General features: G+C 69.8%; 13 protein-coding genes. 9 read left to right on the top strand and 4 right to left on the bottom strand.

Annotation, left to right across the window (positions count from 1 at the left end; genetic code table 11):
* Positions 1 to 267 precede the first annotated feature (267 nt).
* Positions 268 to 1,041 (bottom strand): calcium-binding protein, encoded by a 774-nt coding sequence (locus ACQEV2_RS22375; protein WP_433044241.1) that lies wholly within the window; start codon positions 1,039 to 1,041, stop codon positions 268 to 270.
* A gap of 747 nt (positions 1,042 to 1,788) precedes the next feature.
* Between ACQEV2_RS22375 and ACQEV2_RS22370 the strand changes: the two genes are divergently transcribed.
* On the top strand, positions 1,789 to 5,556 hold the full coding sequence (locus tag ACQEV2_RS22370) for an FG-GAP-like repeat-containing protein (RefSeq protein WP_433044238.1): 3,768 nt from the start codon (positions 1,789 to 1,791) through the stop codon (positions 5,554 to 5,556).
* A 281-nt stretch (positions 5,557 to 5,837) separates the two neighbouring features.
* Here the strand turns inward: ACQEV2_RS22370 and ACQEV2_RS22365 are convergent, their stop codons facing one another.
* The 3 genes from ACQEV2_RS22365 to ACQEV2_RS22355 form a co-directional block, all read right to left on the bottom strand.
* The gene (locus tag ACQEV2_RS22365) at positions 5,838 to 6,074 is read right to left on the bottom strand and encodes a helix-turn-helix domain-containing protein (protein ID WP_433044235.1); all 237 of its coding nucleotides are present in this window, start codon (positions 6,072 to 6,074) and stop codon (positions 5,838 to 5,840) included.
* The gene (locus tag ACQEV2_RS22360) at positions 6,074 to 6,658 is read right to left on the bottom strand and encodes a DUF2975 domain-containing protein (RefSeq protein ID WP_433044232.1); all 585 of its coding nucleotides are present in this window, start codon (positions 6,656 to 6,658) and stop codon (positions 6,074 to 6,076) included. The genes ACQEV2_RS22365 and ACQEV2_RS22360 overlap by 1 nt, the downstream gene beginning before the upstream one ends.
* 294 nt (positions 6,659 to 6,952) lie before the next feature.
* Positions 6,953 to 8,353, bottom strand: a complete 1,401-nt coding sequence (locus ACQEV2_RS22355) for a M1 family metallopeptidase (RefSeq protein WP_433044229.1) — start codon at positions 8,351 to 8,353, stop codon at positions 6,953 to 6,955.
* Between the two features lie 263 nt (positions 8,354 to 8,616).
* On the opposite strand from ACQEV2_RS22355, the gene ACQEV2_RS22350 reads away from it, so the two are divergent.
* The 8 genes from ACQEV2_RS22350 (at position 8,617) to ACQEV2_RS22315 (ending at position 16,874) form a co-directional block, all read left to right on the top strand.
* Positions 8,617 to 9,051, top strand: a complete 435-nt coding sequence (locus ACQEV2_RS22350) for a hypothetical protein (protein WP_433044226.1) — start codon at positions 8,617 to 8,619, stop codon at positions 9,049 to 9,051.
* A gap of 149 nt (positions 9,052 to 9,200) precedes the next feature.
* Positions 9,201 to 10,091 carry a hypothetical protein gene (locus ACQEV2_RS22345; RefSeq protein WP_433044223.1) on the top strand — a complete coding sequence of 297 codons (891 nt, stop codon included), beginning with the start codon at positions 9,201 to 9,203 and terminating at the stop codon, positions 10,089 to 10,091.
* Positions 10,092 to 10,151: 60 nt separating this feature from the next.
* Positions 10,152 to 11,774 carry a peptidoglycan-binding protein gene (locus tag ACQEV2_RS22340; protein ID WP_433044220.1) on the top strand — a complete coding sequence of 541 codons (1,623 nt, stop codon included), beginning with the start codon at positions 10,152 to 10,154 and terminating at the stop codon, positions 11,772 to 11,774.
* Between the two features lie 107 nt (positions 11,775 to 11,881).
* Positions 11,882 to 12,610, top strand: coding sequence for an ABC transporter ATP-binding protein (locus ACQEV2_RS22335; RefSeq protein ID WP_433054696.1), 729 nt, complete (start codon positions 11,882 to 11,884; stop codon positions 12,608 to 12,610).
* 71 nt (positions 12,611 to 12,681) lie between these two features.
* Entirely contained in the window at positions 12,682 to 13,893 is a 1,212-nt protein-coding gene (locus tag ACQEV2_RS22330; protein WP_433054693.1) for an ABC transporter permease, read from the top strand.
* 150 nt (positions 13,894 to 14,043) lie between these two features.
* Positions 14,044 to 14,511, top strand: coding sequence for a DUF5990 family protein (locus ACQEV2_RS22325; protein WP_433044217.1), 468 nt, complete (start codon positions 14,044 to 14,046; stop codon positions 14,509 to 14,511).
* Positions 14,512 to 14,924: 413 nt separating this feature from the next.
* Positions 14,925 to 15,128, top strand: a complete 204-nt coding sequence (locus tag ACQEV2_RS22320; RefSeq protein WP_048585022.1) for a cold-shock protein — start codon at positions 14,925 to 14,927, stop codon at positions 15,126 to 15,128.
* A gap of 252 nt (positions 15,129 to 15,380) precedes the next feature.
* Positions 15,381 to 16,874, top strand: coding sequence for a DEAD/DEAH box helicase (locus ACQEV2_RS22315; RefSeq protein WP_433044214.1), 1,494 nt, complete (start codon positions 15,381 to 15,383; stop codon positions 16,872 to 16,874).
* Positions 16,875 to 16,946: the final 72 nt, after the last annotated feature.

The raw sequence follows: 16,946 nt of genomic DNA, 5'->3' as shown, positions 1-16,946 counted from the left end.
TAGCGCTTTCCGTACTCGGAGAAGTCCCGGGGAGCCCTGCCCAACGCCCGCTGGACGCCGTCATTGGGGGAGGTGAGGCCGCCTGAGCGGACGTACTCGTACAGACCGACCGACAGCTGCACCCACTTCTCCGCCTGCCGGGCGAACGCGGCGACGGCCTCCGCGGGCTGCGGGCTGCCGAGGTCGGGGACCACCAGGTACATCCCCGTCACGCCCCGCAGGGCCGGTCCCAGGTGGAGCGGTCCGTCCAGTCGAAGCGCGACACGTCTAACGAACGTCCACGAAGTCACCCGTCGCCTTGACGCCCCGAGTTGTCATGGTACTTCTGAATTCATACCGCCAGTAGCGGTCCGCGGTTGCGGTGACCTTCGCTGTGGCTACGCCGGTGGAGTTCGTGGTGGTGTAGCCCAGAGACTCGTAGTAGTCGGTGCCCGGTCGGCGGAACTCGAGGTAAGCGCGCTGGTTTGTGTAGCCGCGGTAGTCGTGGGTGTCCCAGTTGGCCCGGGTGAGTTTGCCCGAGACGGTGATGGTGCCGCCCTTGGCGACAGGCTCGGGAGAAGCGTTGGCGGTCAGCTTGGCGTAACGCTTCATGAAGAAGGTGGTGTGGCCGTCCGCCTTCACGTAGTCCCCGTCGTTGGCGTTGGCTTCGACGTAGACCTTCCAGATGCCGGCCAGCGAGTTTTTCAGCTCACGTCGGGGGTCGATCGTGTAGTGCTTGGTGCAGACGGACGTGGTTCCGTCTGGTGTGCACACCGGTGCCGCTTCGCTGGACTTCAGGACCGCGTCGGCGTTGCTGATGCTACTTCCGTGATAGAGCGTGAAGTCCGCGGACTTGATGCCCGAATCGTCGCTGGCCGTCAGCTTGACGGTGATCGTCCTTGAGTCGGTGGTGCCCAGGACGACGTCGTTGCCCGAGCCGCCCCCGCCGGTGATCCGGAAGCCGCCTACATCAGCGTTGCCCACTACCTCGTCCGCCTGCGCACCTGGAGTGAGGAGGGCGGCTATGGCCAGAGAACCGAGCAGAGCAGAGCCGATCGTCAATCTACGCATTGAGTCCCCGAAGGGTCGGGCCCGCCTCTTCGGCAGGCCGCCTATAAGTGCCGGAAGTGTACGCATCGGCGATCAAGGGCTGGAGACGGGCCTCCGACACAGCCGATGCGCACCGGCGGGCAGGCGAGATGATGAGTTTGGTCGCTCTGCCCGCTGCGCTTCGAAGCCGTGCCCACGGCCTGCCCGTACGACCGGACAACCACGGTCAACAGCGGTGCCGCCGTGCCCCGGCGACGCCGCTGGCGCGATGAATCCCCGCAGGTCACCGACCATGTCGCCGCTGGAGCGCCGTCGCTTCCCAAGGTGAGAGCGCGAGTTCGATTCTCGTCACCCGCTCCACGCTGAAGCCCAGGCCAGGGACCTGGGCCGCCGCCCCACCAGTACGCCACCGGGGCCCGCACAAAGGGGGGCGTGGCCGTCATGGTCGCCCCCGGGCAACGTCAACGACTCCACCGTCTTCGACGCGGTCCTCGACGTAGTGCGGGAGACCCGGTTCGCCACGGGCGTCCTCGTCGCAGGCCCATGCGGTCGTCGCCGACAAGGCGAACGATGCATTGAGAAGGTGCGGTGTCCCTGTTCGGCCGGGACTCGCCCCCGAGACACCTGGTAACAGGTGTCTCAAGAGGCACATCTGTGCGATCATGCGCCTGATTTCGCCGTGCGCCGCCCTTGATCCCGCGGTCACGTAGGGCCCCGGCATTCACTTGCGTCGCTCGACGCCGTCCTGGGGGGAACGCAATGCCCTACTGCCTGTGTACACGCGGGAGATCTGCGGCGTACACCGCACTGCTGTTCACGCTCACGCTGTCGGTCCTGCTGGCAGCCCTTCTCCCGGTCGGCGCGGCACAGGCGTCCGACGGCACCATGAGCACTGCCGCGTCCGATGCCACCACATCGGCCACCGCGACCGGCAGCACCACATCGTCCGCCTCGGCCTCCTCCCCCGCCGAGGACTGCGCCAGCCTCCCGCTCGCCCCCTTCGGAGACCCGGGTTCCGCGCTGGGCAAGGCGACTGTCCCCGCCGGTGGCAGCGCCTGCTTCACCTTCACCGCCGAACGGCCCGGCCTGCACCGCGTGCTGACGGAGCGCACCGCGACGAGCGCCCAGGTCTTCGACGGTGAGACCGAGTTGGACTGCTACGACGCCACGTGGGGCAGCGGCTGGTGCACGCTGCCGCGCGCCGGCGCCTTCACCCTGAAGCTCGTCAACACCAGCTGGGGGACCGACGCCCGCGAGATCCCCGTGACCGTCACCCCGCTCGCCGCCAACGTCGGCTGTGCGCAGGAGACCGGCACGTCCTGGGACCTTGCTCCGGTCACCGGCTCCGCGGCCTCTCCGTTCGGTCTTGTGTGCCATCCGTTCACGGGAAAGCCCGGCGAGCGGATCACTGTGGACTTCCACACCGATACGTACGGCGAGAGCATCAACTGGATCACCGATGAGACGGGTGCCCACATCTGCCCGCACTTCAACGAGGACGACAGCGAGGGATGTGTGCTGCCCGGCGACGGGCCGTACCGGGTGCTGGGGCACGTCAGCCAGGCCGAGCGCGGCTTCCCCACCCCGTACACCCTGAAGATCCGCCGGCTGTCCGACCCCGCCGGTTGTGCGCGCGTCCCCGTGAACGCGTACAACTCCGCCCCCACCACGGTGGATCCTGCCGTCGGCTGCAAGATTTTCGCTGCCTCGGCGGCGGGGCGGTACACCGTGTACGAGGTGACCGACGGAGCCCGTTCAAGCCTCAGCGTGTACGACCGTGACGGGAAAACCGTCTGCGCCGGCTGCGGTATCCCCGCCGGTGACTACACCGTCCTCACCGACCACGCCACGCTCATCGTCGACCGCGCCGGAACCGCCGGCTGCGAACCGGTCGAACTCGGCACCCACCAGGGCACTTTCGCAACGGCGGGCGAGATCGACTGCCTGACGCTGCCGCTTCCCGAGGGCGCCCGGATGGCCGCGCTGACGCCCCTGAGCGGGCCGGCTCCGCAGCCGGAGGTCGTGGTCGTCGACGCCGACGGCGTCCAGCGGTGCAACTGGGAGACCCTCGGCGCGGGCACCTGCGCACTGAACGGCTCCGCCCCCTTCCGCGCCCTGGTGTCCACCGACGACAGCAACACGGCGACCGGTTCGTACCGCATCGCCCTGCACCGCACGGACGCGGCGAGCGGCTGCCCGGCCGTCCCGGCGGGCGACTTCACCTCCGACAGCGCCGCGGCCCGGTTCAGCACCGGCGACGGAGTCTTCTCGCACTGCCTGTCCATCCCGGCGGACGACCACAGCGCGATGGAGAACCTCCAACTGCGGGCCCTCTCCGGCAGTTCCACCGCCGAGTTCTCGGTGCTGGATGCCGGCGGCAAGCAGGTCTGCGACGTCTGGCCCTCCCTGTCCACCTGGACCACCTGCGCCCTCGCCCCGGGCGTCGCGCACACCGTGCTGGTCACCGGCCGCGACACCGCCGCCGAGTACACCCTCGCCCGGCGTGACGTCACCACCACCGCCAAGGGCTGCACGGCCAACCCGTCGACCCCGGTGGGCGGTTCGTCCACGGACGGCACTCCGGCGGCGCCCGGCCTGCTGCTCTGCCGCCAGGTCACCACCGACGATGCCGGGGACACCCTGCACCTCGACGTCCGCGACCCGCTGGGCACAGCCAACATCCTGGCGTACGACGCGGAGGGCGACGCCGTCTGCTCGTACCGCAACAAGGCGTGCGCGGTCACCGGCTCCACCAGCTACCAGGTCCTCGTCACCGTCCCGACGAACCTCAAGGCCGCCGAGTCCTACCGGTTCGACGCCCTGCGCATCGCGACTCCCGCCGGACCGGCCGCCGAGTGCGCCAAGGTCCCGAACGTCAGCTACGGGTACGGACCGGTCACCGGCACCCTCGACGAGCAGCACACCGCGGTCTGCGCGGCGCTGCCCACGGCCTACGCCGACCACTTCGACTTCGTGGTCAGCGACACCGCGGGCGGCACCCACACTGCTGTGCCCGCGCTGTACGACGCGAGCCTGGACAACAACTGCGTCCGCTTCACCCCCACCGGCTACCAGTGCTACGTCAGCGAGCCGTACACCACGGACGTCACCCCGAGCATCCTGGTCGTCGGGCTGCCGGAGAAGGCCTCGCAGACCGCCTACAAGGCGGAACTCGTCTGTGCGTACTCGCTCTGCGGCACCGAGAAGACCAGCGTCGGCACGGTCACCCCGAGCAGCGGAGTGAGCGGCGGCAAGGCCACGGTGACCGTGACAGGCACGGCCCTGCACGAGGACGACAAGGTACAGATCAGCCGGTCCGGCAGGACGGTCGAGTCCACCACCACCACGGTGGCCGCCGACCGCAAGTCCCTGACGACCGTCCTGGACCTGACCGGACTCACCGCGGGGGACTGGAACCTCAGCGTCATCACCCACAACGGCTGGGAGTACCCGCGCGGCTCCTTCACGGTCACCCCGGCCCCGCTGAAGAACACCGCCGACCCGACGATCACCGGCACCGCCCAGGTCGGTGCCAGGCTCACCGCCCAGCCCGGATCCTGGACGCCGGCCCCGGACTCGTACACCTACCAGTGGAAGGCCGACGGCCAGGCCATCTCCGGGGCCACCGCCTCCACGTACGTGGTGCCCGCCTCGCTGCGCGGCAAGAAGCTGACCGTGGCCGTCACCGCACGCAAGAGCGGCTGGCAGAGCGCGACGGCCGAGTCGTCCGCACGCGTCATCACGGCGGCGCCCAGGGACCACGCGGGCGCCGGCTCGGTGCCGGACGGCGTCGGGGATCTGCTGACGCTGAACTCCACCGGCTCGCTCACCTTCCAGCATGGTTCGGTTACGGGGGTCTTCTCGGGCAGGACCAGCGGCTCGGGCTGGTCGACATCCATCAAGGCGGTGCCGTTCGGGGACGTGAACGGTGACCGGTGCAACGACGTGCTGGTCCGGATGGCCGACGGCTCCCTGCGGGCGTACCGGCCGGGCTGCGGCAAGGCGGTCACGCCGTCGACGTCGTACGTGTCGCTGGGCACGGGCTGGAACCAGTACAACGTGCTGACCTCGCCGGGCGACATCACCGGTGACGGGCGGGCGGATCTGATCACCCGTAACTCCTCCACCGGGGTGGTGTATCTGCACAAGGGCACCAGCGACGGAAAGCTGGCGACGCGGGTGAAGCTGTACGACAACTGGAAGGGCTACAAGAAGATCATCGGGGTCGGAGATCTGAACGGCGACGGCCATGGGGATCTGCTGGCACAGGATCCCTCGAACGAACTGTGGCGCTACAACGGCACGGGGACGGGGAAGTTCGCGGGCCGGGTGAAGGTGTTCGACGACTGGGGTGCGGCGTACAACGTCGTCGTCGGCGTCGGGGACATCACCCGTGACGGGAAGGCCGACCTCGTCTCCCGGGACACCTCCGGCAACCTGTGGCGCAACAGCGGCGACGGCAGGGGATCGTTCTCCGGCCGGGTGAAGATCGCCACCGGATGGCAGGTCTACAAGGCTCTCTTCTGACCTGATGCCGCGAGAGGACCAGGAAGGCCCCGACCGTGACGGTCGGGGCCTTTCCTAGCCCTCAGAGCAGCGTGTGCTGTGCGGTCGTAAGGTCGGTGTACCGCGTTCCGGTTTGGCTCCCGGCCTTTACGGCTTCCCAGCAGCCGTCGCGGTGCGCGGGTCGACCTTGATGTCCGACGGATGCAGGAACGACCCGGCGTCGGGTGAACGCAGGTCAGATCCATGCCGGCCTCCCGGTACGCCCCTTTGTGCACGGGGTCATGGCAAAACACGAGCCAAGGCTATGGCCCCGGCTTGGCGGGGTCGTGGGTGATCAGGTCTCCCGGCTGGCAGTGGAGGACCTCGCAGATCCTCGACAGGGTCGAGAAGCGGATGGCCTTGGCCCGTCCGTTTTTCAGGATGGACAGGTTGACGACGGTGATACCCACTTGCGCGGCCAGCTCGGTAAGGGTCATGCCGCGCTCGATGAGAAGGCGGTCGAGGTGGATCCGGATCGCGTGAGGTTCCTCTTCGGACATCAGATGGTCCCTTCGAGGTCCTCTCGCATGCGCACACCCTCGCGCATGATCTTCCCCATGATCACTGCCGTGAGGCCCGCGAGGACGAGCACCAGCGGCCCGGAGACCGTCGGACCAGAACCGACGATCGGCGCCATGCTCTCGACGAGCCAGGATCGCGACCAGCCGACGGTGAGGCCGGCCAGCGGCGTGCCCACGGCGACGAACCAGCCGAGAACGGAGAGCCGTTGCGCCACCGCCTCGGTGAACGGGCCCTGCAGCAGGACGGCCTTCAGCAGTCGGGAGAAGAGCAGCAGCGCGAGCGCACCGAACAGCAGCCACGGCAGTTCGCCCCCGAGATCGGCGGCGCGCTGGCCCACGGAGGGACTGTCCTGGCACAGGCGCGCGGCACTGCTGGAGGCCTCCACGCCCGCGCCCACCGGCAGTGAGTCCGCCAGTGAGGCGTTGTTCCAGAAGTCCGTCTGCACGCAGACGGCCCCGTCGTCGAGCATGTGCGTGACCGCCGTGCCGACGAAGGCGAGCCCGCAGAGCACCGCCAGTGCCCAGGTCACCGAGGCCAGGGTCCTCGTGAGTCGCGTGTTCATCTCATCTCCCCCTATCGATTTTCGATAAGTGCAAGATAGAGGAGCATATCGATATTCGACAAGTACCTGGCCGTCGGTGGGTCGGGTGCGGTAGCCGCGGGTGGCGGCATCTGCGCCAAGCCGGCTCACCGGGGCACGGGACCAGGCGGCTCCTCGGTGGCGCGCCACGGATGGGAGCCGCTGTGTCAGTCCCGGGTCAGGGGCAGGGCCGTTCGGGCCCTCGTTGGCGCGGCGGCAGGCAAGGGGCCTCCGTCCGATCCGCCTGGGCGGTCTCGGTGACGGCGCCCAGCGGTTTCACCGGATGCGGTGCTTCGTCCAGAAGGGGTCCAGGTCCGTGTCCGTCACGGACTGTGCGGCCTTCTTGAAGTCGGCCGTGGTGGAGACGCCGTACCAGTGGTCGCGGGCGTACCGCTTGAGGAGTCGCGCCATCGTGTCGGCTCCGAGGGTGCGTTCCAGGCGGGCCAGGGCGCAGGAGCCGGCCGTGTAGATGAGGTGGTACTCGCCGGGGTGTTTGGCCCAGTAGGCCATCGAGTTGGTGAGCGCGGTGTGCTCGCTCGGCCAGTCGGCGTCCGACCAGCAGTCGCGGGTGTCCCAGCCGTAGAAGCGTGCGTTGGCGTATTGGGCGAAGCTCTCGTCCAGCCAGGGTGCGCCGTATTCGTCGTTGCCCACGATGCCGTACCACCACTGGTGGGCCACCTCGTGGACGACGGCGCCGCCCTCCTCGGTGGTGCCGAGGATGACCAGGCCGGGGTACTCCATACCGCCGCCGAAGTCTTTGGCCATCACGAAGTCGATCTCGCCGTAGGGATAGCGGCCGAACTCCTTGCCGAACCGGTCGACGGCGGCGACGCCGTCCTTGCGGTTGAGGCGTACACCCGCGGCGGGCGTGTTCGGCGCCCAGTACGACTTCACGCGCACCCCACCGGGCGAGGTCTCCGTCGCTGTGCGGAACGGGCCCGCCGCCCACGCGAAGTCCCGCACCCGCTGCGCGACGCTGTGCGTGACCGTGCGGCCGGGGTTGCCGTGGCTGGTCCAAGTGCGGCCCGTTGCGGGGATTTTCAGGGACGACGGGTGGTCGATACGCACACGGAAGTCGCTCGCCAGGGCATAGAAGCTCTCGCCGGTCGACACATACGGATCGAGGTGCCATCCCTTCGCGTCGTGCACGGCGAGCACCGGCAGCGCGTTGCCCAGGAAGCGGAACGCGCCCTCGCGGCCGAAGCGGTCGTTGCGCTGGGGCACCGTGATGGACACGTCGAAGGAGACGGCCGTCCGCTCGCCGCGCGCGAGCGGCTTCGGCAGGGTGATGCGCAGTGCGGTGCAGTCCACGGTGAGGCGGCCCGCAGTGCCACCGCGCACCTTGGACATCTTGACCGGGGGTGGCTTGCCCGGCGTGCCGCACTTGTCGTTGCCGTTGCCCCACAGACGTACGTACACCTCATGCAGGGGCCGGTCGGAGGCGTTGCGGAACGACACCCGCTGCCGGCCCGTCCAGTGGGAGCCGTCGGCGTCGCCGCGCAGGGACACGTCGTAGCGAAGCCGATCGGGCGTCGCGGCCTTGGCTTTGGGTGCGGGCGCGGGTGCCGTCGCGGCGCCGGCGCCGGTGGCGCCCGCCGTCACGAGCAAGGCGAGCGGGACAACGAGCAGACGGCGACCGGCCCTTGACCACCACGCGGGTGCGCGTAACGACGACATGGCAGCGGATCATGCCACACCGGTCTGACAATGAGCTGGTGAGCCGCACCGGTGTCGCATCACCCCGTGGCCGAATAGTGCATGGCCGAAACCTTGCCAGATGATCATCGGCCATCTACCTTTGCGCAGGCGCCACTTATTTCACACATACATGGCGACGTGGCGCCGAGGGCTTCACGTTCTCTTCCACCCGGAGCCCTCTGCCGTTCCCCAGGGCTGCCACCTCCCCCACAGGGCAGCGTCACCGATGGAGAAACCACTTCATGAACGCTTCGATGAAGCACGCCCTGCGCGCGTCAGGCATCGCGACGGCAGCCGCCGCGATGGTGATGGGCATGTCCGTGTCTGCGAACGCCGCACAGTTCAACGGGATATGCGAGAGCAAGGAAGTGTGCATCTACCAGCACACTTACCTCGACGGCGGCTGGATCGACCACCAGTACGCGGACCCGAACTACATCAACAACACGTATACCGGTGGCGGCGTCCCGGACGTGGGGACCAACGACAGAACGTCCTCGATCGACAGCTGGGACCAGAACTGGAAGGTCCGGTTCTTCGTCAACTCCTACTACGGCGGCTCGCGTCAGACCGTGGCGGAGTACGCGCGCCTCAACACCGTCGAGTACAACGACGCGTACAGCTCCCACTGCTGGAACGACGGCGGTGTCAGCGGCTACAGCCAGTGCAACTTCTGACGGGGACCTGAGCACGCACCGATGAGCCGGGGGCCCCGTCTCCTCCCCCGGCTCCTGTTCCCGGACCATGCTCCATCGGTCCGGGAACGCCCCTCCCCCTCCCCTCCCCCCTCCCCGTGCACCGCCCATCCTGAGAACGGATCGCCACCTTGGCCGCACCAAGCCGCTCCCGCATCGCGCGCCTCCACCGGTCCTCGCCGGTCGCCCTGGCGCTGGCTGCCCTCACACTCTCCGGCTGCGCCGGGATCGCCTCGGGCGGGTCCGCCGCAGACTCCGACCGGGACCCCATCACCATCGGTGAGGTCAGCACCATCACCAGCGCGCAGCAGCTGTCCTTCCCCCTGGACACCTACGAACTCACTCCCGCGCAGTCCCGCCAGCTCGAACTCGCACAGGACCGGCTGGTGGTGACGTGCATGACCGCGCAGGGCTTCCAGTGGGCCGCACCCGAACGTCCGGCTCTGGCCGAAGGCAACCGGCACGGCCGCCGGTACGGCATCCTCGACGAGGCGGAGGCACGCCGGACCGGCTACCACGGCGCGCCCCAGACCAACGCGGGCGCCAAGGGCCGGGAGGAGGGACAGGACAGCTCCGAAACAGCCCAGAAGGCCGCGGGTGAGTGCGTGCTGAAGGCTCGGGCACAGCTCAGCGGCAAGAAGTCGATGGACAAGGCAGACGCCACCACCGACATGTACGTCGAGCAGCTCATCGTGCAGGACGCGCAGGACCCCCAGGTCCTGAAGGCGTTCGCCAAGTGGAGCGACTGTATGAGCGAGGCCGGCCACGACTACAGCGACCCATGGGCGTCCAACAACGACCCGGAGTGGGGCAAGTCGGAGACGGCCACGGAACGCGAGCGCCAGGTCGCGGCCGCCGACGCGGCCTGCAAGATCAGCACGAACCTGGCCGGTGTGTGGCTCGCGGTGGAGACCGCGTACCAGGAGCGGACGCTCGAGAAGAACGCGGAAGCGCTCGCCCAGGCGAAGAAGGACAACGAGGAGCGGATCCGCAGGGCAGCGGACGTTCTCGGCAAGGGCTGAGCCTGCCGCGCGGTGTCCGTATCGATCCCCGAAGGCCGCCGCCAGGCGGAGAGGAACTCAGTGACAGGGCACGACACCCCCCACTCGCCCCCACAGGGCCCACAGGACCCGTCGCCGCAGGCCGCTGCCGGAGCCGGGAGCGCGGGAGCGGGCGCCGAGAACGACGCGGCCACGGAGTCCGGGCGGCGTGCGGCTCGATCGCCGTTGGACCGCGGGCGCCGGCTGGTCGTCGCCGTCGTGGCCTCGGCAGTCCTGCTGACCGCCGCAGGTGCCGCCACGACCGCGCTGATCAAGTCGCCGGCACAGGCCGCGGCCGAGACCGCGCCGCCGCCCGCCGACGTCCTGACAGCCCCTGTGGAGAAGCGGGTCCTCACCTCGTCCGTCATCCTGCGCGGCACCGTCGTCGCCGGCCAGACCGTGGACGTCACGCCGTCCGGAGCAAGCGAGGGCGGCAGCCCCGTGGTGACCAAGCTGCCGCTGAGCAGCGGCAGCAGCGTGCGTGCCGGCACACTGCTGGCCGAGGTGTCCGGCCGTCCCGTCATCGCCCTGCGCGGCACACTGCCCGTCTACCGCGATCTCAAGCCCGGATCCGAAGGGGCCGACGTCAGGCAGCTGCAGCGATCACTCAGGGATCTGGGACACCCCACCGCGCCGGATCCACGCGGGGAGTTCGGGGCCGGGACCAAGACCGCTGTCACCGCGCTGTACCGGTCTCTCGGCTACGACCCGCTGCCCGCGGTCGCCGACGGCGACGCCGTGAAGTCGGCGCGGCAGCAGGTCACCGCCATGGAGCGGGCCCGGGACGACGCACAAGCGGCAGTGACCAGCGCCGAGGAGGGCGACGGCGGAAGTGGTGGCGGGACGGCGACCGCGTCCGGCGAGGCGGACGCGGACCAGACCGCTGGGAAAGGCTCCGGCACCGCGGCTGACGAAGGGGGCGACGCGTCCGCGCTCGACGAGCTCCGCACCCAGGTCGAGCGGGCCGAGGAGGATCTGGCCGAGGCGCGCGCCGCGTTGACCGCGGCGCTGGCTGCGGAGGGCCCCATGGTCCCCGCGTCCGAGGTGGTCTTCGTCAAGAGCGTGCCGGCCCGGGTGGACAGCCTGTCCGCCACGGTCGGCAGCACGGTGTCGGGACCGGTGATGAAGCTGTCGACGGGTGCCCTCGTGGTGCACGGTCGTCTTCAGTCGTTCCAGAAGGACCTGGTCCGGGCCGGGCAGAAGGTACGGATCCTGTCCGAACTGACCGGCGCCGAGTCGACCGCGACAGTGGCCTCCGTGTCCGACGAGATGTCCTCGGGACAGAGCACCGTGACCGAGCAGGACACCGGCAAGCAGGACGCGGCCAGCGGGCCGGGCCATCTGCTGGTCGTCAGACCCGACAAGCCACTGCCCTCGGATCTCGCCGGTCAGGACGTCCGCCTGACCGTCGAGGCGGCGTCCACCAGGAAGGCGGTCCTGGTCGTGCCGGTCACCGCCGTGTCCTCCGCGGCAGACGGCCGGACGGTCGTCACCGTGGTGTCCCGGAACGGCGTCCAGCGGCGTGTCGAGGTACGGCCGGGAACGACCGGGGACGGGTTCGTGGAGATCGTCCCGGTCGGTGGCGGGAAAGCGCTCGGCGTAGGAGACAACGTGCTCACCGGTATCCGGCGGTCCGGGACAGGCAGCGCGGGGACTGCCCGGTGAGGGCCGTGACGCGCGCCCGGAACCGTCTCGCCGGGCTCCGCCGGGGAGCCGCGGCACACCTCGGCGAGGCACCGGAGACCGCCGCTCCCGAGGCGGGGGACGCTCCCGTGATCGAGTTCCGCGGTGTCGGGCTGACCTACCCCGGCCCGCCACCCGTCACGGCCTTCCGACCCTGCGAACTGACCATCAACCGGGGGGACTTCGTCACCGTCGTCGGTCCCTCGGGGTCAGGCAAGTCGACGTTCCTCAACATCGCCGGTCTGCTCGACGCGCCCACCACGGGCAGCTACCTCCTGGATGGAATCGACACCGGTGCCCTCAAGGACTCCGAACGCACCGCGCTGCGAGGGCGACGTATCGGGTTCGTCTTCCAGTCCTTCCATCTGATGCAGCACCGCAGCGCCCGGGAGAACGTCGCTCTGGCCATGCTCTACGGCGCCGCCCCTCGTGCGGACCGCGTCCGTCGGGCCGATGAAGCGCTGCGTCGGGTGGGCCTGGCGCATCGGCTGGACGCCCTGCCCAGCCGGATGTCCGGCGGCGAGCGCCAGCGCGTCGCCATCGCCCGCGCCCTGGTCGCCCGGCCGTCGTTGCTGCTGTGCGACGAGCCCACCGGCAATCTGGACAGCAGCAACGCCGACACGGTGCTGCGGCTGCTGGAGGCACTGCACAGCGACGGCATGACCGTGGTTCTGATCACGCACGACGCCGAGGTGGCCGCCCGCGGCGTCCGGACGATCACCATCAGAGACGGTGTCCTGCGTGAACTGCGTGCTGACGAGGGCGATGAACACGGCAGGCGCACCCGGGCCGACGAGGCACAGGAGTCGGCAGAGTGAGGGGGACCGGACGGTTGAGCAAAGCCGTACATCCGGGAAAGGGCGACCGGCACGGCACGGCTCGCCCAGACATCGAGCTGACCTCCTTCGGCCTGCGCGACCTGGTGGCCGAGGCCCTCGCCGGCATACTCCAGCGCCCCGGCCGAGCGGCACTCACCGCCCTGGGTACCGTCCTGGGCGTCGGCGCGTTCGTCGCCGTCCTGGGGCTGACCGCCACTGCCTCCTCCCAGATCGACTCACGGTTCAGTCTCCTGACCGCCACCGAGGTGACCATCGAGGACGTCGCCCGCGAACAGAACGAGTTCGCCGGACCCGCATTCCCCGAAGACGCAGGGGAGCGGATCGAGCACCTCAACGGTGTCGAGCACGCCGGGGTCCACTGGCCCGTACGCGCGAGTGAGGGCCGGCAGTTGTCCGTACGGTCCTCGCCGGTCGCGGGCGCCACCGGAGAGAAGACCGATGTGGTGGCCGCCGCGCCGGGAGCCCTGCTCGCCGCCGTTCCCCATCTCGCACAGGGGCGGCTCTACGACGCGTACCACGCCGACGCCCGCCAGCGGGTCGTCGTCCTCAGCAGCAGCGTCGCGGACCGGCTGGGGATCACCACGTTGGAAGCGCAGCCTGCCGTGTTCATCGGGGAACACCCGTTCACCGTCATCGGCATCGTTGACGACGTCCAGCGCAAACCCGATCTCCTGCTTTCGGTACTCGTCCCGCACACCACCGCCGAACAGCTGTGGGGCACGCCGACGGAGGAGGCGGAGATGCTCATCGCCACCCGTATCGGCGCGGCCGTCCAGATCGCCGACGAGGCGCCGACGGCGCTGCGCCCGGATCACCCCGAGTACCTCAGGGCCATCGCGCCGCCCGATCCCAGGAAACTGCGCTCCTCGGTCACCTCCGATCTGGACGAGCTGTTTCTCCTCCTGGCCTCCATCTGCCTGGTGATCGGGGCTGTCGGCATCGCCAACACCACCCTGGTCGCCGTCCTGGAGCGCACCGGGGAGATCGGCCTGCGTCGTGCGGTGGGGGCCCGCAGCAGGCATGTCGCTTCCCAGTTCCTCACCGAGTCCGGTGCCCTGGGTGCGCTCGGCGGCCTGGTGGGGACCAGCATCGGTACCCTCGTGGTCGTCGTGGTGGCCGTGGCCCGGGACTGGACGCCCGTGATCCACACCGGCACCATCGCCGCTGCTCCGGCGATCGGCCTGGTGACCGGGCTTCTGGCCGGTCTCTACCCGGCTCTGCGTGCAGCCCGTATCCAGCCGGTCGAAGCCCTGCGTCGCTGAGCGGCACCGTGCACAGCGGCTCCGCCCGGGAGCACCAGCTGGGACGGACGAGAGCCTGCCACCGAACCGCAGGCCGACCGGAACGCGCCGGGCCCACGCCGGTTCGAGGTCGGCGGACCTCCGCTCGGACGAGGGCGGGATGATGACGTCATGCGCATCCGCATCGACGCCGTCGACCTGCCCGGCCTCACCCGTCCCGCCTCTGCCGACGGCAGCGTCCCCGCGTACGGCAACATCCATGTCGCCGTGCAACGCCGCGACCGTCCGGCCGAGCTCCTCGAGCCACAGCCCGGCGACGCACCGTCCGTGACATGGACCCTGGAGTGCACCACGAGCACCTCGCCGACCGGCATCGAGGTCAAAGGCCCCTACGTGCAGCACCGACTGGGCCGACGGTTCATCTACCTGTCGTGGGGCACGGTCGACGAGTCGGGCACCTTCACGATGTTCCGACGCGCCAAACTCATGCTCGACGTCATCCCCGCCGACGTACTCGCCGCCGCCGCACGCGACGGGCTGCTGGTCGGACGCCTCGGCCTGACCGACGCACAGGGCGGTCCCCTGTGCGCACGCGTCGAGCCCCCGCACATCATCTGGACCGCCGCACGTGCCGGCTAGGAGAGGTCGCATACCGTCCCGTCGTGCTCTCCTGGCCGATGTGACCTTCATCGCGCCAGGGGGTCTCGGCGCGTTCGACATGGTCCCGCCCGTTGATGACGATGGCGGCGGCGCACGGCTCATCGACGGAGGTCATGGCGCTGTGGCCGGAAGCGGTCGGCAGGAACACTGCATCCGCGCGGATCAATATCTGTCCCCGTGAAGTGAGAAATAGGTGCGGCCCACGACGAGTATTCCTCGATCGCCGACCAGGGTGGAATTATTGACCACGCGGGGCCGACCACACCGTGCTAATGTCGATCTCAGTTGCAAGTGTGGTTGCCAGAGGGTTCATTTTCCGACGGGTTAATCAGCACGGCGACACGGAATCCGCACAGGGCGAATTCCGAACTCGTCTCCGAAGGAGAAATGACATGACTACTGGCACCGTGAAGTGGTTCAACGCGGAAAAGGGCTTCGGCTTCATCGAGCAGGACGGCGGCGGCCCCGACGTCTTCGCCCACTACTCGAACATCGCCGCCCAGGGCTTCCGCGAGCTGCAGGAAGGCCAGAAGGTGTCGTTCGACATCGCGCAGGGCCAGAAGGGCCCGACCGCCGAGAACATCGTTCCCGCCTGACACCGGCAGCAACGCATACTTCGCAGCTGGGGCCCGCACCTTGGGGTGCGGGCCCCGGCTCGCTGCTTTTCAGGGCGCATGACGGGAAGGCCCCACGGCCTCACCGAACGGTGACGCATTCCCCGTCGATCCGACGTCGATCCGGCTCGGCGCCCATCATCTCCGGCTCGTTCTCGCGATTCTCTGCGCCGTTCATTTTGCTGCGGAATTTCCTTGCTACGTGCCTACGTGCCACATCGAGGAAGGTTCCGCTTGAACCGCGCACGCACGACCCGCACGACCCGCGCCCACGACCGCTCCCGGGGATCTGCCGCCCAGCGCTCCGGAGCGCCGCGGCGTTCCACCGGTCACGAACGTCGACCGGCCGCACGCCAGGGCGAGTTCGCGCCGCCTGAGACGATCACGCCCGCGCTGTCCGCCGTCGAGTCGTTCGCCGACCTCGCCCTGCCGGCGCCGTTGCTGGCCGCGCTCGGTCACGAGGGCGTGACCGTACCGTTCCCCATCCAGGGGGCGACCCTGCCGAACTCCCTCGCCGGACGCGACGTGCTCGGCCGTGGCCGCACCGGGTCGGGCAAGACCCTCGCCTTCGGCCTCGCTGTGCTGGCCCGTACGGCGGGCCGGCGCGCGGAGCCGCGGCAGCCGCTCGCCCTGGTCCTCGTCCCCACCCGCGAGCTCGCCCAGCAGGTGACCGACGCGCTCACCCCGTACGCCCGCTCCGTGCGGCTGCGGCTGGCCACCGTGGTCGGCGGCATGTCGATCGGCCGGCAGGCCGGTGCGCTGCGGGCCGGGGCGGAGGTCGTCGTCGCGACGCCGGGACGCCTCAAGGACCTCATCGACCGGGGTGACTGCCGACTTGACCAGGTCCGCATCACCGTCCTCGACGAGGCCGACCAGATGACCGACATGGGCTTCATGCCCCAGGTCACCGCCCTGCTCGACCAGGTGCGCCCCGAGGGGCAGCGGATGCTTTTCTCGGCCACCCTCGACCGCAACGTCGATCTGCTCGTCCGCCGCTACCTGACGGACCCGGTGGTCCACTCCGTCGACCCGTCGGCGGGTGCGGTCACCACGATGGAACACCACGTGCTCCACGTACACGAAGCGGACAAGCACCGGACGACCACCGAGATCGCGGCGCGAGACGGCCGGGTGATCATGTTCCTGGACACCAAGCACGCCGTGGACCGGCTGACGAAGCACCTGCTGAGCAGCGGTGTCCGCGCCGCGGCTCTGCACGGCGGCAAGTCCCAGCCCCAGCGCACACGGACCCTCGCCCAGTTCAAGACCGGCCATGTGACGGTCCTGGTGGCGACCAACGTCGCGGCCCGCGGCATCCACGTCGACAACCTCGACCTGGTCGTCAACGTGGATCCGCCGGGCGACCACAAGGACTACCTGCACCGCGGCGGCCGTACCGCCCGCGCCGGCGAGTCCGGCAGCGTCGTCACCCTCGTCACACCCGACCAGCGCCGCGGCATCAGCCGGCTGATGGCTTCGGCCGGCATCGCCCCGCGAGTCACCCAGGTACGTTCGGGTGAGGCCGAACTGAGCCGCATCACTGGCGCCCAGGCCCCTTCCGGCGTCCCTGTCGTCATCACCACCCCCGCCGTGGCACCTCCCCGCCGCGCCGCGTCCTCCGCGGATCCCGCGTCCCGAGGCCGCCGCGCCCGCCCCGCCCGGGGGCGCACCACCGGAGGAGCGGGGCGACGCCGGGCACAGCGGCCCGCCGTGGGCCCGGCTGCCTAGAGGCACCGACCCGAAGCCCACCCGGCCATCAGGATCCCGTGAGGGCCCTGCCGACGCGCGTCGGCAGGGCCC

It is taken from the genome of Streptomyces sp. CA-251387 (assembly GCF_050936625.1).
Classification (GTDB): Bacteria; Actinomycetota; Actinomycetes; order Streptomycetales; family Streptomycetaceae; genus Streptomyces.
The sequence above is the reverse complement of the archived record's forward strand: the minus strand, read 5'-3'. Positions and strand labels throughout refer to the sequence as shown.